The organism is Janibacter sp. RAF52, assembly GCF_052114035.1.
GTDB lineage: Bacteria > Actinomycetota > Actinomycetes > Actinomycetales > Dermatophilaceae > Janibacter > Janibacter hoylei.
Genome location: NZ_JBFRDY010000006.1, coordinates 120043 through 138280, shown reverse-complemented (window position 1 = coordinate 138280; position 18238 = coordinate 120043). Strand labels below are relative to the sequence as shown.

General features: G+C 71.8%; 19 protein-coding genes, 3 tRNA genes and 1 pseudogene. 16 read left to right on the top strand and 7 right to left on the bottom strand.

Going from position 1 to position 18238, the window contains the following annotated elements; all coding sequences use genetic code 11:
- The first annotated feature begins 79 nt into the window (after positions 1 to 79).
- The 3 genes from bcp to AB4Y78_RS09930 all read left to right on the top strand — a co-directional run bounded on the left by bcp (position 80) and on the right by AB4Y78_RS09930 (position 1074).
- A complete protein-coding gene (gene bcp, locus AB4Y78_RS09940; RefSeq protein WP_007929815.1) occupies positions 80 to 550 on the top strand; it encodes a thioredoxin-dependent thiol peroxidase in 471 nt (156 codons plus the stop codon).
- A gap of 15 nt (positions 551 to 565) precedes the next feature.
- Complete coding sequence (locus tag AB4Y78_RS09935; RefSeq protein WP_007929816.1) at positions 566 to 868, top strand: DUF3618 domain-containing protein; 303 nt, start codon at positions 566 to 568, stop codon at positions 866 to 868.
- A 133-nt stretch (positions 869 to 1001) separates the two neighbouring features.
- Positions 1002 to 1074 (top strand) — tRNA-Lys (locus tag AB4Y78_RS09930).
- Between the two features lie 57 nt (positions 1075 to 1131).
- Here the strand turns inward: AB4Y78_RS09930 and AB4Y78_RS09925 are convergent.
- On the bottom strand, positions 1132 to 1956 hold the full coding sequence (locus AB4Y78_RS09925; RefSeq protein WP_128276761.1) for a copper resistance protein CopC: 825 nt from the start codon (positions 1954 to 1956) through the stop codon (positions 1132 to 1134).
- Positions 1957 to 2063: 107 nt separating this feature from the next.
- Between AB4Y78_RS09925 and AB4Y78_RS09920 the strand changes: the two genes are divergently transcribed.
- Positions 2064 to 2139 (top strand) — tRNA-His (locus tag AB4Y78_RS09920).
- A 65-nt stretch (positions 2140 to 2204) separates the two neighbouring features.
- Here the strand turns inward: AB4Y78_RS09920 and orn are convergent.
- On the bottom strand, positions 2205 to 2846 hold the full coding sequence (orn, locus tag AB4Y78_RS09915) for an oligoribonuclease (protein WP_441713487.1): 642 nt from the start codon (positions 2844 to 2846) through the stop codon (positions 2205 to 2207).
- A gap of 300 nt (positions 2847 to 3146) precedes the next feature.
- Here orn and AB4Y78_RS09910 point away from each other — a divergent pair, with 300 nt between their 5' ends.
- Positions 3147 to 4526, top strand: a complete 1380-nt coding sequence (locus AB4Y78_RS09910) for a PrsW family intramembrane metalloprotease (RefSeq protein WP_441737094.1) — start codon at positions 3147 to 3149, stop codon at positions 4524 to 4526.
- A gap of 4 nt (positions 4527 to 4530) precedes the next feature.
- Here the strand turns inward: AB4Y78_RS09910 and AB4Y78_RS09905 are convergent, their stop codons facing one another.
- Positions 4531 to 5214, bottom strand: coding sequence for a 4'-phosphopantetheinyl transferase family protein (locus AB4Y78_RS09905; protein ID WP_441737091.1), 684 nt, complete (start codon positions 5212 to 5214; stop codon positions 4531 to 4533).
- Positions 5215 to 5290: 76 nt separating this feature from the next.
- Between AB4Y78_RS09905 and AB4Y78_RS09900 the strand changes: the two genes are divergently transcribed.
- The 6 genes from AB4Y78_RS09900 (at position 5291) to ettA (ending at position 11277) form a co-directional block, all read left to right on the top strand.
- Positions 5291 to 5364: transfer RNA gene (locus tag AB4Y78_RS09900), tRNA-Arg, on the top strand.
- 34 nt (positions 5365 to 5398) lie between these two features.
- Entirely contained in the window at positions 5399 to 7123 is a 1725-nt protein-coding gene (locus AB4Y78_RS09895) for a dynamin family protein (RefSeq protein ID WP_441713490.1), read from the top strand.
- Positions 7120 to 8784 (top strand): GTPase, encoded by a 1665-nt coding sequence (locus AB4Y78_RS09890; protein WP_128276760.1) that lies wholly within the window; start codon positions 7120 to 7122, stop codon positions 8782 to 8784. The genes AB4Y78_RS09895 and AB4Y78_RS09890 overlap by 4 nt, the downstream gene beginning before the upstream one ends.
- Positions 8785 to 8830: 46 nt before the next feature.
- Positions 8831 to 8986: a hypothetical protein gene (locus AB4Y78_RS09885; RefSeq protein WP_259909669.1), complete on the top strand. Its 156-nt coding sequence runs from the start codon at positions 8831 to 8833 to the stop codon at positions 8984 to 8986.
- 10 nt (positions 8987 to 8996) lie between these two features.
- Positions 8997 to 9545: a single-stranded DNA-binding protein gene (locus tag AB4Y78_RS09880; protein WP_441713491.1), complete on the top strand. Its 549-nt coding sequence runs from the start codon at positions 8997 to 8999 to the stop codon at positions 9543 to 9545.
- Between the two features lie 49 nt (positions 9546 to 9594).
- Positions 9595 to 11277, top strand: coding sequence for an energy-dependent translational throttle protein EttA (gene ettA / locus AB4Y78_RS09875; RefSeq protein ID WP_007925964.1), 1683 nt, complete (start codon positions 9595 to 9597; stop codon positions 11275 to 11277).
- A gap of 101 nt (positions 11278 to 11378) precedes the next feature.
- Here ettA and AB4Y78_RS09870 read toward each other — a convergent pair.
- Both AB4Y78_RS09870 and thpR read right to left on the bottom strand, forming a co-directional pair.
- Positions 11379 to 11682: pseudogene (locus AB4Y78_RS09870) on the bottom strand (hypothetical protein); the annotation flags it as partial.
- A 157-nt stretch (positions 11683 to 11839) separates the two neighbouring features.
- Complete coding sequence (gene thpR, locus AB4Y78_RS09865; protein WP_441737088.1) at positions 11840 to 12424, bottom strand: RNA 2',3'-cyclic phosphodiesterase; 585 nt, start codon at positions 12422 to 12424, stop codon at positions 11840 to 11842.
- A gap of 61 nt (positions 12425 to 12485) precedes the next feature.
- Between thpR and AB4Y78_RS09860 the strand changes: the two genes are divergently transcribed.
- Positions 12486 to 13091 (top strand): pentapeptide repeat-containing protein, encoded by a 606-nt coding sequence (locus tag AB4Y78_RS09860; protein WP_441713493.1) that lies wholly within the window; start codon positions 12486 to 12488, stop codon positions 13089 to 13091.
- Positions 13092 to 13096: 5 nt separating this feature from the next.
- Here the strand turns inward: AB4Y78_RS09860 and AB4Y78_RS09855 are convergent, their stop codons facing one another.
- The gene (locus AB4Y78_RS09855) at positions 13097 to 14137 is read right to left on the bottom strand and encodes an SGNH/GDSL hydrolase family protein (protein WP_441713494.1); all 1041 of its coding nucleotides are present in this window, start codon (positions 14135 to 14137) and stop codon (positions 13097 to 13099) included.
- 132 nt (positions 14138 to 14269) lie between these two features.
- On the bottom strand, positions 14270 to 14881 hold the full coding sequence (locus tag AB4Y78_RS09850; RefSeq protein ID WP_169330587.1) for a TetR/AcrR family transcriptional regulator: 612 nt from the start codon (positions 14879 to 14881) through the stop codon (positions 14270 to 14272).
- Between the two features lie 80 nt (positions 14882 to 14961).
- Here AB4Y78_RS09850 and AB4Y78_RS09845 point away from each other — a divergent pair, with 80 nt between their 5' ends.
- From AB4Y78_RS09845 to moaA, 4 genes are all read left to right on the top strand, one after another.
- The gene (locus AB4Y78_RS09845) at positions 14962 to 16116 is read left to right on the top strand and encodes an acyl-CoA dehydrogenase family protein (RefSeq protein ID WP_441713496.1); all 1155 of its coding nucleotides are present in this window, start codon (positions 14962 to 14964) and stop codon (positions 16114 to 16116) included.
- Between the two features lie 197 nt (positions 16117 to 16313).
- Positions 16314 to 16805, top strand: a complete 492-nt coding sequence (locus AB4Y78_RS09840; RefSeq protein WP_441713497.1) for a MogA/MoaB family molybdenum cofactor biosynthesis protein — start codon at positions 16314 to 16316, stop codon at positions 16803 to 16805.
- Entirely contained in the window at positions 16805 to 17239 is a 435-nt protein-coding gene (locus AB4Y78_RS09835) for a molybdenum cofactor biosynthesis protein MoaE (RefSeq protein ID WP_441713498.1), read from the top strand. The genes AB4Y78_RS09840 and AB4Y78_RS09835 overlap by 1 nt, the downstream gene beginning before the upstream one ends.
- Positions 17239 to 18237: a GTP 3',8-cyclase MoaA gene (gene moaA, locus AB4Y78_RS09830; RefSeq protein WP_441713499.1), complete on the top strand. Its 999-nt coding sequence runs from the start codon at positions 17239 to 17241 to the stop codon at positions 18235 to 18237. Before AB4Y78_RS09835 ends, moaA begins: the two co-directional genes overlap by 1 nt.
- The last annotated feature ends 1 nt before the right edge of the window (position 18238 follow it).

Sequence of the window (18238 nt, the reverse complement as noted above, 5' to 3'; positions counted from 1 at the left end):
CGCGGGGCTCTGGGATAGGTTCGGGGCAGAGCGTCCACCGACCATAGGGCACGCGCAGTGCCACAGAGAGCGAGGCGAGATGGGCGAGCGACTCAGCCCGGGCGACCAAGCGCCGGACTTCACCCTCCCCGACGACACCGGGACCGAGGTCTCCCTGAGCGACTTCCGCGGCAAGCGGGTCATCGTCTACTTCTACCCGGCGGCGATGACCCCGGGTTGCACCAAGCAGGCGTGCGACTTCAGCGACTCGCTCGAGGCGCTGCGCGCCGCCGACACCGAGGTCATCGGCATCTCCCCGGATCAGCCGGCGAAGCTCGCGAAGTTTCGCGAGCGCGACGGGCTGACGATCACGCTCCTCTCCGACGCGGACAAGGCGGTGATGACCGCCTGGGGCGCCTATGGTGAGAAGAAGTTGTACGGCAAGACGGTCCAGGGCGTCATCCGCTCTACGATCGTCGTCGGAGAAGATGGCGTGGTCACCCACGCCCAGTACAACGTCAAGGCGACGGGCCACGTGGCCCGCATCCGCCGCGACCTCGGCATCGAGTAAGGACGGAACCCCCACGTGAGCAATGACAACCCGAGCATGACCAAGCTCGAGAACGACATCGTGACGACCCGTGACCGGCTCGCCCAGACGATCGACGAGCTGACGGTCCGGGCTGCGCCCAAGAACGTCGTGGCCCGCCAGAAGGAGCAGGCCAAGGCCTCCTTCGCGCAGGCGACGCGCACCGAGTCGGGCGAGCTGCGGATGGACCGTGTCGCGATCGCGGCGGCTGCCGTCGCGGGCCTGATCGTCCTGAAGATCATCTCGACCAACCGCAAGCACAAGAAGTGGGAGCGGCAGCGCGCCAAGCGCTCCTGGTGACCTCACCACAGCGTGACGAGGGGCGGTTCCCCGGCGGGGTCCGCCCTTCGTCATGCCGTGGTCAGGCGCCGGATGCCTTGTCGTGGCGTCGATTTCGTCTCCGCGGCATCGTGGTGCTAATGTCTCTCCTCGCGCGCCAATAGCTCAATTGGCAGAGCAGCTGACTCTTAATCAGCGGGTTCGGGGTTCGAGTCCCTGTTGGCGCACAGATCACGAAGGGCCCCACCGCATCGCGGTGGGGCCCTTCGTCGTGGTGCCGTGGGTCAGTCGCGCCACTCGTCGAGGTCGATCTCCTCGGCGTCGCCGGGGTCCCGGCGGCCGCGCAGGAGCAGGCCGATGCCGGCCAGGATGACGAGCAGGCCGCCGAGGCCGGCCGCCCAAGCCCACCACGGCGTGCCGGAGTCGTCGTCGGTGGTCGCCTCCTCGCCTGCGGCGTCGTCGGTCGTCCCGGAGTCGTCGGGCAGCGACGGAGCGGTCTCGCCGTCCGTCGGGCTGGTCGAGGCGCTCTCCTCGGGCGAGGTGGAGCTGCTCGTGCTCGGCTCCTGCGTGGAGGAGGGGGTCGTCGGCTCCGACGTGCTCGAGGCGGGGGGCGGGGTCGTGCCGGAGGTCGACGACGAGCTGCTCGGCGCGTCGCTCGAGGTCCCCGACGTCGCCGAGGTCGTCGGCTCGCCCGCACCCTGGTCGCCCTCCGGCGGGGCGTAGGTGAACTTCACCGATCCGCTGATCGGGTGCCCGTCGGCGCTGACGACCTTGTACGTGATCGTGTAGTCGCCGGCGTCGATGACCGTCTTGAGCGGCTGGTAGACCGTGTTGCCCGCGAGCTCGAGGTCCCCGTCGGTGACGTCGGTCGAGCCGCTCTTGACGCTCACCTGGTTGAGCCCGTCCTTGACCGGCTCGTTGAAGCGCAGCATCACCTCCGGCGGCGTGGCCGTGAGGGTCGAGCCGTCCTTGGGGCTGGACGCCTCGAGCCGGGCGTGCGCGGCTGCCGGGGGCGCCGCGACGAGCGCGGCGAGGAGCAGCGCGGCGAGGGCGGCGAGGACGGTCGCGACACGGACGAAGGGGGGATGGGGGCGGTCGGTGGTGATCACCCTGCCATCGTGCCCGATCCGCCTGTACGGACCCGGGAGGTGGGTGGTCACGAGCACCCTCCGAGAGCAGGTACGATGGTCCGCGCTGCCTGAGACAGGCAGCCGTGGTGGGTATAGCTCAGCTGGTAGAGCATCGCGTTGTGGTCGCGAGGGTCGCGGGTTCAAGTCCCGTTACTCACCCCAGGATGGCGAAGGCCCCCCGGGTTCACCCGGGGGGCCTTCGTCGTGCTCGGGCCGAGGGCCGCCGCTTAGCCCGCGTCGGGGCCGGACACCTGGTGGCGCGCGGCGATCTCCTTGAGCTCCGCGCTCTCCAGCCCGGGCTGCGGTCGGAAGACGGCCTCGCGGTAGTAGCGCAGCTCGGCGATCGACTCGGTGATGTCGGCGAGGGCCCGGTGGCCGCCGTGCTTGTCGGGGGAGGCGAAGTAGGCGCGCGGGTACCAGCGGCGGGAGAGCTCCTTGATCGAGGAGACGTCGATCATCCGGTAGTGCAGGTGCCCCTCGAGGGTCGGCATGTCCCGGGCGAGGAAGGCGCGGTCGGTCGCGACCGTGTTGCCGCCGAGCGGCGCCTTGCCGGCGTCGGGGACGTACGCGCGCACGTGGGCCAGCACGGCCTCCTCGGCCTGCTCGAGCGTCATCCCGTCGGCGAGCACGTCGAGCAGGCCGGAGCTCGTGTGCATGTCGCGCACGAAGTCGTTCATCTGGGTGAGAGCTGCCTCGGGCGGACGGACGATGACGTCGAGCCCGTCGTCGAGATGGTTGAGCTCGTAGTCGGTGATGAGCACGGCCACCTCGATGAGGGCATCGTGCTCGAGGGAGAGCCCGGTCATCTCGCAGTCGATCCAGACGATGCGTTCGGACGAGTTCGTGGTGGAGGAAGTCACGTCCGCCACCCTAGCCGCGGGGGACTTGAGGCCCCGGTCACTGGGGAGTCCTACCCACCGACAGGCGGCCCCTGCTCGGTTAGCGTTGACGCCATGACCGCGACGCCACCCCCGCCTCCCCACGGTCAGCCGCCGGCTCCGGGCACGCCACCCCCGCCGCCGGCTGCCGTGACGTCGACCCCGCCGCCGCCCCTGGGGGGAGCGACGCCTCCTCCGCCCACCAGCGCGGGGACCACCCCGCCTCGGCCTGCCGGGCAGCCCCCGGCCCCGCCGAGCGGCGGCGCGCCGGAGGACACGCTGTCCCGACGGATGATGCGCCGCCCCGTGCCGGACGAGCCGGAGTGGTACCGCACGGCGACGCGCTCCATCGCCCTGGCCGAGGAGACCGCGCGCACCGACTCGCGGGCCAAGGTCCTCGAGCTGCAGCGCGCCTACGAGGAGCAGCAGCGCGCTGCCCAGCAGGCCGCCGCCCAGCAGCAGGCGGCCGCTCAGCACCAGGCGGCGCAGCAGTACCAGCAGCACCAGGCCTGGCTGCAGCAGCAGCAGTACTCGGCGCACTACGTGACGTCGGCCGCGCAGAGCAACCCGACGCCGCGCCCCACACTGCGGACCTGGATCCTCGGCGGCATCGTCGCCCTCTTCTCTCTCCTCCTCATGCTCCTCTTCGCGCTCATGTGGCTGCCGAGCCTCGGGGTCGTCCTCGTCCTCGTCAGCCTCATCGCGGCGCTCATCCCGCTGTGCATCGTCGTCCCGATCTTCCTGTGGCTCGACCGCTTCGAGGCCGAGCCCTGGCGCTACCTGCTGACGGCCTTCCTCTACGGCGCGCTGGGCTCGACGATGCTCGCGATCATCGGCAACGGGATCTTCGGGGCCGTCCTGGGGGCCATCTTCGGCGCAGAAAACGAGGAGGTGCTCACGACCGTCGTCTCGGCGCCGCTCGTCGAGGAGACGACGAAGGGGGTCTTCCTCCTCATCATGTGGTGGTTCATGCGTCGTGAGTTCAACGGCCTGACCGACGGCATCGTCTACGCGGGCATCGTGGCCGCGGGCTTCGCCTTCACCGAAAACATCCAGTACCTCGCCGTCTCCGGGATCGAGCACGGGGTGGAGGGCTTCCGCGCGACCTTCATCCTGCGCGGCCTCGTCACCCCCTTCTGCCACCCGATGTTCACGGCGATGACGGGGGTCGGCGTCGGGGTGGCCGCGGTGTCGCGCTCGACGGGCGTCAAGATCGTCGCGCCGATCATCGGCTGGTGCGCCGCGGTCCTCCTCCACGGTCTGTGGAACCTCGGCGCCTCGAGCGGCGAGATCGGTCTGGTCGTCAACCTCGGCTTCGGCTTCGTCGTCTTCGTCGTCTTCGTCGGCTTCGTCATCTGGACCCGCAAGCGCGAGGGCAGGGTCATCGGCCAGCACCTCATGGCCTACGTCGACACCGGGTGGATCTCCGGTGCCGAGGTCACGATGCTCGCGTCGATGAAGGCCCGCCGGGCGGCGCGTCGCTGGGCGCGCTACCACCGCGGCCCGGGCGGGTTGCGCTCCATGCGCAGCTTCCAGGACTGCGCCTCGGAGCTGGCCCTGCTGCGCTTCCGCCAGCTGAGCCACGCGGCGGACCCGCAGGCCCTGCACCGCGAGCGGGTGCTGCTCGACTCGATGACCGCCCGCCGCCGCGAGTTCGCCGGCGCGGTCTGACCGCTCAGGCCTGCTGGCCGACGATCTCCACGGGCTCGTCGGTCAGCACGGCCACTGCGGCCCGGTGGTCCTCGCTCGCCAGCTCGACGTCGGCGATGGTGATCGCGGCCGGGCGCGGCTCCTCCGCCTGCCAGCCGACGAGCGCCGGCGGGTCGAGCGGCCCCGAGACGAGCACCTCGGCGGGGTCGACCACGAGGCCGTGACCGGTTGCCTTGAGCACCGCCTCCTTGCGGGCCCACACCCGGGCGCGCGCCACGAGCAGTTCGTGCCCCGCGAGGCCGGCAAAGCCCTCCACCTCGTGCCGAGCGAGGGTGGCCGCGGCGAAGCCGTCGAAGTCGGCGTCGGTGAGGTCCTCGACATCGACCCCGACGTCCGCGCCCTCCGTGGCCGCGACGACGGCGACGGAGGGGGTGTACGACAGCGAGAAGTGCCACCCGGGGGCGTCGAGCACGCTCGGCTTGCCGTGAGCGTCGCTGCCGCACGTGGTGCACCGTTGGGCGAAGGCCAACGACGCCGGGTCGCGGTCGAGCAGGTCGGCGAGGAGGCGCCGCACGAGCGCGTGGCCCGTGACGAAGGGAGCGGTCTCCCGCTTGCGCCCGGCGCGGTCGCGCTCGCCGGCGTCGAGCAGCGCGAGATCGGCGGACGAGGTGCTCACCCGCGCCTCACGCACGACGACTCGGACCGACATGGTGCCGATCATGGCAGGTCGTGGCGCTCACTACACTGGGACTCGCCCCGGCGTGGACACCTCGCCGCCCGGGCATGCCTCCGTAGCTCAGCTGGACAGAGCAAGGGCCTTCTAATCCCTAGGTCGCAGGTTCGAGTCCTGCCGGGGGCGCGGCGCACGCGCTCGTGCTGGTTAAGGTGTGCCCATGGGTGAGAGGTCACGGGGAACCATCGCGGACAGCGACCTCCTGGGTCGGGTCACCGCCCTCCGGGACGAGGTCGAGCGCAGCCGCCTGACGCTCGACCTGTCGAGCACTCGAGCGGCCCGCGACGAGCGTCGTGAGCTGCTCGCCCAGCTCGACGACTACGTCATCCCGCGGCTCTCCTCGATCGACGCTCCGCTGCTCGCCGTCGTCGGCGGGTCGACCGGCTCGGGCAAGTCGACGCTCGTCAACTCGATCCTGCGGCGCGAGGTGAGTCGCTCGGGGGTGCTGCGCCCGACGACGACGAGCCCGGTGCTCATCCACCACCCCGACGACGTGCGGTGGTTCCGCGACGCGCGGGTCCTCCCTTCGCTCGCCAGGGTCACCGGTGACGAGGGCGCCGACCCGCAGCCGGGGACGGTGCGGCTCACCGCCTCGCCGACGCTCCCGCCGGGCATGGCGGTCCTCGACGCCCCCGACATCGACTCCGTCGTCTCGGCCAACCGCGACCTGGCCGCGCAGCTGCTCTCGGCGGCCGACCTGTGGCTCTTCGTCACGACGGCCGCGCGCTACGCCGACGACGTCCCGTGGCGGCTGCTCCGGCAGGCCTCCGACCGGGGCACGGCGGTGGCCATCGTCCTCGACCGCGTCGACCGGCCGGCGGCCGCCGAGGTGCGCACCCACCTCGTCGAGATGCTGCGCGAGCAGGGCCTCGAGACGGCCCCCGTCTTCACCGTGCCCGAGACCGAGCTCGACGCCTCCGGACTGATCCCCGAGGCCGACATCGAGCGGCTGCGCGCCTGGCTGACGGCGCTCGCCGGCGACCAGCGTGCCCGGGCGAGCGTCATCCGCCAGACGCTGCAGGGGGCGCTGCGCTCCCTCGACGGCCGGGCGAGCGGGCTGGTCGCTGCCGCCCGCGCCGACCGGGAGGCGACGGGCAGCCTGACGCAGACGGCCTACGACGCCTACGACGCCGCCGAGCAGGGCGTGACCGACGGCATGCAGGACGGGCAGCTGCTCCGTGGCGAGGTGCTGGCGCGGTGGCAGGAGTTCGTCGGCACCGGCGAGTTCTTCCGCAAGGTCGAGAAGGGGGTCTCGCGCCTGCGCGACCGCGTCACCTCCGCCGTGGGCGGCGGGCCACCGCCGTCGGCCGAGCTCGACGAGGCGCTGCACACCGGTGTGAGCGCGCTCCTCATCGCCGAGGCGGACGCCGCGGCGGCGACCATCACCCGCACCTGGCGCGGCACCGAGGCCGGCCAGCTCGTCCTCGAGCAGCACCCCGAGCTCGCCCGTTCCTCCGCCGACCTCGAGCCCGCCGTGGAGCGGCTCGTGCGCGACTGGCAGGGCGATGTCCTCGACATCGTCCGGTCCGAAGGGGGCAACCGCCGCACCAATGCGCGCATCGCCGCCTACGGCGTCAACGGCATCGGCCTCTTCCTCATGCTCGTCTCCTTCGCCCACACCGGTGGCGTGCTCGTCGCCCCGGAGGTCGCGATCGCGGGCGGCACGACCGCCCTGGCGCAGAAGGTGCTCGAGGCGATCTTCGGCGACCAGGCCGTGCGCGACATGGCACGCAAGGCGCGCGGGCTGCTGCTCGAGCGGGTCGCCACCCTGTACACGGCCGAGCGCGAGCGGTACACGACGGTGACCGGCGAGCTCTCGGTGAGCGAGGCACAGATCCGGCGTCTCGAGCAGGCCACCGCAGCGGTGGGGGAGGTGTCCCGATGAGCCGGCTCAACCCCCTTCGGCGTGACGACGGGCGCACGGCCGTCCCCGCGGAGGAGCTCAACGCGCGCGCGGACGCCCTCGAGACGGCCCTGCGGGTGGGCGGCGATCGTCTGGAGCCGACGCCCGCGGCCCGGGCCGGGGAGGTCGTCGGCAAGGTCCGCGAGCGCACCGGTCTCGTCGGTGGGCACACCGTCGTGGCGCTCGCCGGCGCGACGGGGTCCGGCAAGTCCTCCCTCTTCAACGCGCTCGTCGGCGCCGACGTCGCCCGGGCGGGCATGCGGCGCCCGACGACCTCGACCCCCACGGCTGCCGTGTGGGGTGCTGAGCCGGCCGGCGAGCTGCTCGACTGGCTCTCCGTGGGCACCCGGCACCAGGTGGAGGCGGGTGACGACGCGCTGGACGGGCTCGTCCTCGTCGACCTGCCCGACTTCGACTCCCGCGAGTCGGCCAACCGGCAGGAGGCGCAGCGGGTGCTCGAGCTCGTCGACGTCTTCGTGTGGGTGACGGACCCGCAGAAGTACGCCGACGCCGTGCTCCACGACGACTACGTCGCGGTGCTGCGCGAGTACGGCGCGGTGACGATCGTCGTGCTCAACCAGGTCGACCGCCTGCCCGCTGGCGGGCAGGAGCAGATCGAGGCCGACCTCTCCCGCCTGCTGGAGCGCGATGGGCTGCAGACCCACGAGGTCATCGGCACCTCGGCCCGCACCGGCGCCGGCCTCGACGAGCTGCGGCAGCGACTGCGGGGCGCGGTCGAGCACGCCGACGCCGCCCGGCACCGGTTGGCGGCCGACCTGCGCACCGCCGCCGACACCCTGGGTCCGTCCGTCGGCGACGCCGAGGCCGGTGTGCCGGGTGGCGCCCGGGCCGAGCTCGTCGACGCGCTGGCGCGCAGCGCCGGTGTGCCGACGGTCGTCGACGCGGTCGCACGGGATTTCCGGCTCGAGGCCTCGGCTCGCACCGGCTGGCCCTTCACCCGCTGGGTGCGGGCGCTGCGCCCGGCGCCGCTGCGACGTCTCCGACTGGACCGTGAGGCCGACGGCGCACCCGACATCCGGGAGCACGACGTGCGGGCCGTGCTCGGCCGCTCGTCCATCCCACCACCGGCGCCCGCTGCCCGGGCCGCCGTCGACCTGGCGGCCCGCCGCATCGGCACCGCTGCGGGTGAGGGGCTGCCGACACGGTGGGCCGACGCCGTCGCCGACGCCGCCCGTCCGGTCGACGGGGACCTGGCCGATGCCCTCGACCAGGCCGTGGTCCGGACCCCGCTGCGGGGACGCAGGCCGCTGTGGTGGGCCGTCGCCGGGCTGCTGCAGGTGCTGCTCGCGGTCGCAGCCGTCGCCGGCCTGCTGTGGCTCGTCGTCGTGGCCCTGGCCGGGTGGCTGCAGCTGCCCGAGATCCCCACGGCCGACGTCGGCCCCTTCGCGACACCCTTCCTCCTGCTCGTCGGAGGGCTGCTCGGCGGCCTGCTGCTGGCGGCCGTCTGCCGGTGGTTGGCCGCCATCGGTGCTCGCAAGCGGGCCCACGCCGTCGACAAGCGGTTGCGTCGAGCCATCGGTGAGGTGGGTGACGAGCGGGTCATCGAGCCGGTCGAGGCCGTGCTCGCCGATCACGGTCGCACCCGGCAGGGCCTCGAGCGGGCTCTCGGCCGGACGCGCTAGTCGGCTGGCGGGATCATCCCGTGCGGCGGCGCCCAGCCGGTCGGGGATGCGAGACCACGTGGCCGGCGACGCCCTGATCCTCGTCCCCAGGCTCGCGCGCCGGGCCCGCGTCGTCCACATCCTGCGCCGGGCGCGGCTGTGCTCCCTTCGCCTCGGTGAGGCTGGACGCACGGGCCCACCGACCGTGGTGGGCGGGGAGTGAGGACAGCATCATGAACGAAGTCGAGATCACCGTCGCCGGCCGGGTCGTCGCCGACCCCGAGCACCGCGTCACGGGCAACGGACGCACCTTCACGACCTTCCGGGTCGCGTCGACGGTGCGCCGGCGCAACCGTGAGGGCGTCTTCGTCGACGTGTCGACGAGCTTCTACAACGTCGCCGCCTTCCGGTCCCTCGGGATGAACTCGCACGTGTCGCTGCGCAAGGGGGACCCGGTCGTCGTGCGGGGTCGCCTGACGATCAACACCTGGCAGCGCGCCGACGAGTCGTGGGGCAGCTCGGCCGACATCGAGGCGATCAACCTCGGGCACGACCTGACCTTCGGGACGACGGAGTACGCCAAGGCCGCCGGCCGTGGAGTCGTCGACAGCCTCGCCGAGCAGGCGGGCGCTGACGGCTTGGCCCGCATGACCGAGCGGATGGAGCGGTCCGAGGGGCCGAGCTGGGCCGTGCCCGAGGCGGGGCCGACGGGGGCCGACGTCGACGGAGACGAGGCGACCCACGACGAGGAGGCCGAGGTGGGGGTGCCGTCACCGGCCTGAGGGCAGCGACCGATTCGGGCGCGGGGGCAGGAGTGGATAGCCTGCCCCCATGGCCGACTACATCTACACCATGGTTCGTGCGCGCAAGGCGCACAACGAGAAGGTCATCCTCGATGACGTCTCGATGTCCTTCTTCCCCGGAGCCAAGATCGGGATGGTCGGGCCCAACGGGGCCGGCAAGTCGACCATCCTCAAGATCATGGCCGGGCTCGACCAGCCGAGCAACGGCGAGGCCCAGCTCAAGCCGGGGGCAACCGTCGGCATCCTGCTCCAGGAGCCGCCGCTCAACGAGGACAAGACCGTCCTGGGCAACGTCGAGGAGGGTGCGGGCGAGATCAAGGCCAAGCTCGACCGCTACAACGAGATCTCCGAGCTCATGACCGAGCCCGACGCGGACTTCGACGCGCTCATGGAGGAGATGGGCAAGCTCCAGGAAGACATCGACCACGCCGACGCATGGGACCTTGACTCCCAGCTCGAGCAGGCGATGGACGCCCTGCGGTGCCCGCCGCCGGACGCCGACGTCACCCACCTGTCCGGTGGTGAGCGTCGCCGGGTCGCGCTGTGCAAGCTGCTGCTGCAGAAGCCGGACCTGCTGCTCCTCGACGAGCCGACCAACCACCTCGACGCCGAGTCGGTGCTGTGGCTCGAGCAGCACCTCGCCTCCTACCCGGGCGCCGTCGTCGCCGTGACGCACGACCGGTACTTCATGGACAACGTCGCCCAGTGGATCGCCGAGGTCGACCGCGGTCGGCTCTACCCCTATGAGGGCAACTACTCGACCTATCTGGAGAAGAAGCAGGAGCGCCTGCAGATCCAGGGCAAGAAGGACGCGAAGCTCGCCAAGCGACTCAAGAACGAGCTCGAGTGGGTGCGCTCCAACCCCAAGGCCCGCCAGACGAAGAACAAGGCCCGGCTGGAGCGCTACGAGGAGATGGCGGCGGAGGCCGACCGGACCCGCAAGCTCGACTTCGAGGAGATCCAGATCCCGCCGGGCCCGCGCCTGGGCAGCAAGGTCATCGAGGTCTCGGGTCTGAAGAAGGGCTTCGGCGAGCGGGTCCTCATCGACGACCTGTCCTTCACCCTGCCCCGCAACGGCATCGTCGGCATCATCGGCCCCAACGGCGTCGGCAAGACGACCCTCTTCAAGACGATCGTGGGCATCGAGGAGCCGGACGCCGGCACCGTCGACATCGGTGAGACGGTCAAGCTGTCCTACGTCGACCAGAACCGCGGCGGCATCGACCCGGAGAAGAACGTCTGGGAGGTCGTCTCCGACGGGCTCGACCACATCCAGGTCGGCCAGGTCGAGATCCCTTCGCGCGCCTACGTCAGCCAGTTCGGCTTCAAGGGCCCCGACCAGCAGAAGAAGTCGGGCGTGCTCTCCGGTGGTGAGCGCAACCGCCTCAACCTCGCGCTCACCCTCAAGCAGGGTGGCAACGTGCTGCTCCTCGACGAGCCGACCAACGACCTCGACGTCGAGACCCTCGGGTCGCTCGAAAACGCGCTGCTCGACTTCCCCGGCTGCGCCGTGGTCATCTCCCACGACCGGTGGTTCCTCGACCGCGTCGCGACGCACATCCTCGCCTACGAGGGCACCGACGACGACCCGGCGAGCTGGTACTGGTTCGAGGGCAACTTCGAGGGCTACGAGGCCAACAAGGTCGAGCGTCTTGGCGAGGAGGCGGCTCGCCCGCACCGCGTGACGCACCGCCGCCTCACCCGCGACTGAGTCCCCGCTGCACGACGACGGGCGCTCGCCCCCACCACGGGGACGGGCGCCCGTCGCGTCGCGTCAGCGCAGCTCGGCCTTGACGAGGTCGGCCGCCCGGGCAGCGCGCGGGCGGCCGCCGCGGCGGTGTCCAGCCGTCGGGCCACGCCGAGCTCGACGAGGGTGTCGGCGAGCAGGATCGCCAGCTGTGGCACCCACCGGCGCGCCTCCACGCCCGTCGGGAGGTCACCGACCGCCTCGAGGTCGGTGCGCCGTCCGACCTGGAGGACGAGGTGCCAGCCCGGACGACCGCCGAAGGCCGTGACGCACTCCCTGTAGAAGTCCGGCCGGTCGGTGTAGCTCGACCCGGTCGGCGTGGGGCTGCATGGCGCGTGGGACGAGGGCGAGGGCCCGCGGCGGGACGCCGGCGAGGTCGCGCTGGGCCGGGTCGTTGACGACCTCGAGACGGTGCCCGCGCCGGACGACCTCGCTCAGGATCTCGAGACTGGGCAGGGTGTGGCTGACGGCGTCGACGCCGAACATGACGATGTGGGCCATGCCCCGTTGGTGGCCGGGCAGCAGGTCAGGGCGCCACCGAATTGCCGCCGCCCAGCGGGCACGAGTGCTCCGCGACGTAGTGCGGGCGACCGCCGCGCTGCTCTCGGGAGACGAACACGGTCACCTCGTGGGCGCACCACGCGGGGCCGACGTAGTCGCCCAGGGTCGCGAGCCACGGCGTGGCGTCGACGGGGTGCCGGGACCGGGCCAGGGTCAGGTGGGGCGTGTACGGACCGCCTGCGGTCGGGACGCCGGCAGCGCTGCAGGCCCGTCGGGTGCGCAGGGCCAGGTCAGTGAGGTCGTCGAGGGCGCCGGGGGCGTCGGCGCCGAGTCCGAGCCACGCCACGCGCGCCTCGTGGGTGTCCGGGAAGAACCCGGCCCCGACGAGGCGCAGGTGCAGGGGAGGGGAGGCGGTCGCCTCACGGGTGATCGCGTGGACGACGTCGTCGAGCCCGTCGCCCGGGACCTCTGCCATGAAGGCCAGCGTGACGTGCCACAGGTGCGGTGGCGTCCAGCGCAGCACTGGCTCACCGACACGACGGGGCACGAGGAAGGCCTCGAGGTGGGCCCGGGCCGGCTCGGACGGGACGATCGCGGCGAAGACACGCACGCCGCCATCGTCCCTCACCGTCGGGCCACACGCGGTCACCAGCGCCGGTAGCGTGCGCGGCATGGCGTCACTCGTGGAGCAGCTGGACGGACACACCCACGTCGTGGGGGAGGTCTTCGCCGGCGGGCTCGGCGAGGAGGAGCGTCTCACCGGGGTCGAGCTGGTCGACTGCACCTTCCGCGACGCGTCGTGGGCCGGGTCGACCCTCGCCGGCGTGCACCTCGACGGGTGCAGGTTCGAGCAGGTCGACCTCTCCCGGGTGCGGCTGCCCGATGCGGTCGTCGACGGGTGCACCTTCACCGGCTGCAAGGCACTCGCGACCTCGTGGGCGATGCAACGGTCGCCGGTCATCGCGCCCGACCCGAGTCGCTGGGTCGACTGCCAGCTGTCGTTGGGCGGCTTCGGCGGTCTCGACCTGACCGGCGCCGCCTTCGAGCGGTGCGTGCTCGACGAGGCCGACTTCGACGGCGCGGTCCTGCGCGAGGTCGTCTTCGACGAGTGCTCCCTGGCCGGTGCCAGGCTCGTGAGGGCGGACCTGCGTGACGCCGACTTGCGCTCGGCGCGCGACTACGTCGTCGACGCGCGTGAGACGCGGGTCGAGGGCCTGCGCGTGGACCCGGCGGGGGCGCTGGGCCTGCTCACCCCCTTTGGCGTCGTCGTCGACTGACCGGCTCAGCGGCGCTCGTCGGCCTGCCGGCTCGACCAGGCGCGGTCGGCCGCCATGATGCTCGCCGGCGAGTCGAGGTCGACGCCGGCGCGGGTCGCTGCGCGCCGCACCCGTGGTGAGTCGAGGTCGGGGCGCCGCACCGTCTTGGACGTGATGCGTCGGTCCGCTTCGGCACGTGGGCGCTGGCGGGCCGTCTGCTCGGCGGCGCCGGCATCTGCGCGTGCTGTCGTCGCGGGAGTCACCGTGACCGCGGCGCCCGTGAGGGGTGCGCCGGCGAGGGGGCTGTACCCGTCGCGGTGACCGGCGGTGTTGGGGTGGTAGCTCTCGCTGATCGGGTTGCTCAGGCCGTTGACCCACTCGGGGTCGTCGCACACCGCGTGGCCGGTGAAGCGGGAGGTCGGGTCGACGAAGGTGAAGCCTGCAGACGTGGCTGCCGTCCGCAGCCGGGCGTTGAGCAGGTCGGCCGTGCCATTGAGCCGGGTCTGCTCCTCCGGCGCGAACCAGGTGAGGGCGTTGCAGTCCTCGCCCATGAAGAGGCGCGGGTAGCCCACGACGACGACGCTGGCGCTGGGCGCCTTGGTGCGGATGGAGCCGAAGAGCGTGGAGAGCCGGCCCGGCAGGGTCGAGGTGATCGTGGACTGCGCGGTGTCGATCGCGCCGTTGCAGTCGCTCGACCAGCCCGGCAGAGCGCACTCGGTGAGCACATCGGCGAAGCCCGCGTCGTTGCCGCCGACGGAGATGCTCACCCGGTCGGTCGAGGACGACAGGGCCCCCAGCTGGGTCGCCGTGACGTCGGCTGTCGTCGCTCCCGAGCAGGCCCGCAGGTCGAGGTCGAGCCCACCGGAGGCCGCGACGAGCGAGGGGTAGGCACGGGTGGAGCGGTGGCAGCTCGTGCCGTCGTCGAGGTAGCTGCCGGTGCCGGTGCCGGAGGAGTAGGAGTCGCCGAGGGCGACGTAGCGGTCGCCCGGGGCGGCCTGCGCCGGCAGAGCGGCGGCGAGGGCGAGGCAGGTGAGGGCGGTGGTCGTGGCGAGGCGGACGGGACGCATGTGCGACTCCTCGGGTGGGTGTGGCCGTCCCTCGGAGGCTAGGGCCGTCGGGGCGCCCGCGTCAGCGGTCGTGGGGGAGTCCGGGAGATGCGCTGACCACTTCCTGACACCTGGCCCGGTCCGCGTCGGGTGTCAGTCCCCGCGGGCGCCGACGAGACGCAGTGCGAGGGCGCCGTAGGTCTGCGCGATCGAAGCCGGCGTGGTTCGCTTGATGCCGGGGTGGTACCAGCGGGCGACGTCGACGACGAGGGAGAGTGCGGCGAGGGCCGTGGCCCGCACGTCGCTCACCGCGAACTCGCCGGTTGCCACACCGTCACTGATGATCGCCTCGACGACGCCGTCGATCTCCCTCCGCAGGGTGAGCACCTCGCGCTGGTGGTCGGGGGAGAGGTGGCGGAACTCGTACTGGACGATGCGGGCGACCTGGTGCTGCTCGGCGTGCCAGCGGGCGAAGGCCGAGATGACCTCCTGCAGGGCGTCGGTCGGGGAGCCCGCTTCGGCGGCGGCCGCGGCGAGGGCATCGCGGGCACCCTCGTGCCCGACGCGACTAAGCTGGAAGAGCAGGTCCTCCTTGCTCGCGAAGTGGACGTAGACCCCAGCGGGTGACAGGCCGGCGCGCGAGGCGATGTCGCGCGTGGTGGTGGCGTGGAATCCCTTGTCGGCGAAGGCATCCGCTGCGGCCTCGAAGAGCCGCACGACGGTGGGGTTGTCATGCGCCGGGAGCGAAGGGGTAGGCGTCGTCACGTTGACAGCATGCCTCCTGGCGACGAGACTAAGCAAGCGCTTAGTGCGATGTCGCACACCACGTCCCAGGAGAGGTGACCATGCCCCGCAACATCTACGACGACGACCACGAGTCCTTCCGTTCCTCCGTCAAGGAGTTCGTCGACCGCACGCTCGCGCCGCGCGCGGAGTCGATGATCGCCGAGCACACCATCCCTCGTGAGGTGTGGCTCGAGGCCGGCAAGCAGGGCTTCTTCGGTCTGACGATCCCCGAGGAGTTCGGCGGCGCCGGCATCGACGACTACCGCTTCAACGCGGTCCTGGCCGAGGAGCTCGCCAGGTTCAACGTCGCGGTGTCCTCGTGCTTCGGCATCCACGCCGACATCACCGCTCCGTACATCGTCGCCCTGGGCACCGAGGAGCAGAAGCAGCGCTGGCTGCCCCAGGTCGCCACCGGCGAGAAGATCCTCTCCATCGGCATGACCGAGCCCAACGGTGGCTCCGACCTCGCCGCACTGAAGTCCACGGCGGTCAAGGCCGACGACGGCTCCGGCGACTGGATCATCAACGGCTCCAAGACCTTCATCACCAACGGTCACCAGTGCGACCTCGCGGTCGTCGCGATCCGGACCGACCCCTCCAAGGGCGCCAAGGGCATCTCCCTCTTCGTCCTCGAGAAGGAGGACGAGGGCTTCACCAAGGGCCAGCCCCTGGACAAGGTCGGCCAGCCCGAGTCCGACACCTCCGAGCTCTTCTTCGACAACGTGCGTGTCCCCGCCGACCGCCTGCTCGGGCCCGAGGGCATGGGCTTCATCTCGATGATGCAGAAGCTCCCGCAGGAGCGCCTCGGCAATGCCGTGGGCTGCGTCGCGCACGCCCAGCAGATCCTCGAGGAGACGATCGAGTACACCAAGGAGCGCAAGGCCTTCGGTCAGCCGATCGGCTCCTTCCAGCACAACAAGTTCAAGATCGCCGAGCTCGTCACGAGCCTCGAGGTCGCCCAGGCCTACGTCGACGACTGCGTCGCCGCGCACGCCGAGGGCAAGCTCTCCGCCGTCGACGCCGCCAAGGCGAAGTGGTGGGCCGCCGAGACCCAGAGCAAGGTCCTCGACGAGTGCGTGCAGCTGCACGGTGGCTACGGCTACATGAACGAGTACCGCGTGGCCCGCGCCTGGCGCGATGCCCGGATCAACAAGATCTGGGCGGGCACCAACGAGATCATGAAGGAGCTCATCGGCCGCGACCTGGGCCTGTGACGCCAGACGCATGCGAGGTCGTGGGCGACGAAGGAGCCTGCGGCTGCGCGGAGTCGGCGGAGCAGGCCCCAAGAATCGGTCTGTGACACCGGGCTAGCGCCACACGGCAGGCCCACCCCGTGAGACGGGGTGGGCCTGCCTTCGTCTTCCCTGCGTGATTTGAGACACTGGGAGACCAGCGAGGCGAAAGGAGCCCGGTGAGCACCACAGCGCACGTCATCACGGTCTCGAACCGGGTGAGCGCCGGCGAGCGGGAGGACCTGTCGGGTCGCACCGCGGTCGAGCTCCTGGAGGCGGCCGGCCTCGAGACGACGACGAGTGTCGTTCCGGACGGCGCGGACGAGGTCGAGTCCGTCCTGCGCGCCTCCATCGCGGCGGGGTGCCGCCTGATCATCACCAGCGGTGGTACCGGCGTGACGCCCACCGACCGGACGCCGGAGGGCACGGCCCCGGTCCTGGACCGGGAAGTCCCCGGTCTCGCCGAGCTGCTGCGGGCCGAGGGCTCGCGGCACACTCCCTTCGCCGCGATCTCCCGTGGACTGGTCGGTGTCGTGGACGCCTCCCCGGACCACCCGGGTGCCCTCGTCGTCAACCTCCCCGGCAGCCCCACGGGGGTCCGTGAGGGCCTGGACGTGCTCCTGCCCCTCGTCGAGCACGTCCTCGACCAGATCGCCGGAGGCGACCACTGATGGCACACACCGCGTGGATCGCCACCGACCCGATCGACCTGACGGCCATGCTCGCGAGCGTGAGCGGGCCGTCCCACGGAGCCGTCGCGAGCTTCGTCGGGCAGGTGCGCGACCACGACCCCGAGGCCACGGGCGAGGTGGTGGCGCTGCGCTACACCTGCCACCCGGACGCCCAGCGCTTCATCGAGGAGATCGTCTCGGCGACGATCGTCCGGCACGACCCGCAGGGCTTGGCCGAGGTGCAGGCGACCCACCGCGTCGGTGACCTCGACGTCGGTGACCTGGCGCTCGTCGTCACCGTGGGCAGCGCCCACCGGGATCTCGCCTTCACCCTCTGCCGCGCCGTCGTCGAGGCGGTCAAGCACGAGCTGCCGGTGTGGAAGCAGCAGTTCGAGGCCGATGGCTCGCACGCCTGGTCGGGGCTGAGCTGCTGATGTCCCGCCCGCTGATCGATCCCCACGGTCGCGTCCACCGCGACCTGCGGGTCTCGGTGACCGACAAGTGCAACCTGCGCTGCACCTACTGCATGCCGGCCGCGGGCCTGCCCTGGCTGCCCAAGGACGAGCTGCTCACGACCCCCGAGCTGCTCACCCTCGTCGAGGCGGCGGTCACGGCGGGCATCACCGAGGTGCGTCTCACGGGTGGCGAGCCGCTCGTGCGCCCCGATGTCGTCGAGATCGTCTCGGGCATCGCGGCGATGGAGGGCCCGCAGGGCCGTCCCGAGGTGTCGATGACGACCAATGGTCTGGGCCTGGCCAAGATCGCGCCGGCGCTCAAGGAGGCCGGTCTGACCCGGGTCAACGTCAGTCTCGACACGCTGCACCCAGAGCGCTTCCACGAGATCACGCGTCGTGACCGCTTCGACGACGTCGTCGCCGGCATGGCGGCCGCCCACGAGGCCGGGCTGCGGCCGGTCAAGGTCAACTCGGTGCTCCAGCGTGGCATCAACGACGACGAGGTCGTCGACCTCACGCGGTGGGCGGTCGAGCGCGGCTATGAGCTGCGCTTCATCGAGCAGATGCCGTTGGACGCCCAGCACAGCTGGGAGCGTACGGAGATGATCACCGGGCAGGAGATCCTCTCGTCGCTGCGTGCCGAGTTCGACCTCGAGGAGCTGCCCGGGCGAGGGGCCGCCCCGGCCGAGCGCTTCCGCATCGACGGCGGCCCGGCGACGGTGGGTGTCGTCGCCTCGGTGACGATGCCCTTCTGCGGGTCGTGCGACCGGCTGCGCCTCACGGCCGACGGCCAGCTGCGCAACTGCCTCTTCGCCAACGGCGAGACGGACCTGCGTGGGCCGCTGCGCTCCGGCGCGACGGAGGAGGAGATCCATGCTCTCGTGCACGAGTGCCTGGCGCTCAAGCTGCCCGGCCACGGGATCAACGAGCCCGGCTTCCTCCAGCCGCCGCGTCCGATGAGCGCCATCGGCGGATGAC

What these genes read in the sequence shown, in the direction of transcription:
- bcp (WP_007929815.1), top strand. Translation starts at nt 80, where the DNA reads ATGGGCGAGCGACTCAGCCCGGGCGACCAAGCGCCGGACTTCACCCTC.
- AB4Y78_RS09910 (WP_441737094.1), top strand. Translation starts at nt 3,147, where the DNA reads ATGATGCGCCGCCCCGTGCCGGACGAGCCGGAGTGGTACCGCACGGCG.
- AB4Y78_RS09905 (WP_441737091.1), bottom strand. Translation starts at nt 5,214, where the DNA reads ATGTCGGTCCGAGTCGTCGTGCGTGAGGCGCGGGTGAGCACCTCGTCC.
- AB4Y78_RS09895 (WP_441713490.1), top strand. Translation starts at nt 5,399, where the DNA reads ATGGGTGAGAGGTCACGGGGAACCATCGCGGACAGCGACCTCCTGGGT.
- AB4Y78_RS09890 (WP_128276760.1), top strand. Translation starts at nt 7,120, where the DNA reads ATGAGCCGGCTCAACCCCCTTCGGCGTGACGACGGGCGCACGGCCGTC.
- AB4Y78_RS09885 (WP_259909669.1), top strand. Translation starts at nt 8,831, where the DNA reads ATGCGAGACCACGTGGCCGGCGACGCCCTGATCCTCGTCCCCAGGCTC.
- AB4Y78_RS09880 (WP_441713491.1), top strand. Translation starts at nt 8,997, where the DNA reads ATGAACGAAGTCGAGATCACCGTCGCCGGCCGGGTCGTCGCCGACCCC.
- ettA (WP_007925964.1), top strand. Translation starts at nt 9,595, where the DNA reads ATGGCCGACTACATCTACACCATGGTTCGTGCGCGCAAGGCGCACAAC.
- AB4Y78_RS09860 (WP_441713493.1), top strand. Translation starts at nt 12,486, where the DNA reads ATGGCGTCACTCGTGGAGCAGCTGGACGGACACACCCACGTCGTGGGG.
- AB4Y78_RS09855 (WP_441713494.1), bottom strand. Translation starts at nt 14,137, where the DNA reads ATGCGTCCCGTCCGCCTCGCCACGACCACCGCCCTCACCTGCCTCGCC.
- AB4Y78_RS09845 (WP_441713496.1), top strand. Translation starts at nt 14,962, where the DNA reads ATGCCCCGCAACATCTACGACGACGACCACGAGTCCTTCCGTTCCTCC.
- AB4Y78_RS09835 (WP_441713498.1), top strand. Translation starts at nt 16,805, where the DNA reads ATGGCACACACCGCGTGGATCGCCACCGACCCGATCGACCTGACGGCC.
- moaA (WP_441713499.1), top strand. Translation starts at nt 17,239, where the DNA reads ATGTCCCGCCCGCTGATCGATCCCCACGGTCGCGTCCACCGCGACCTG.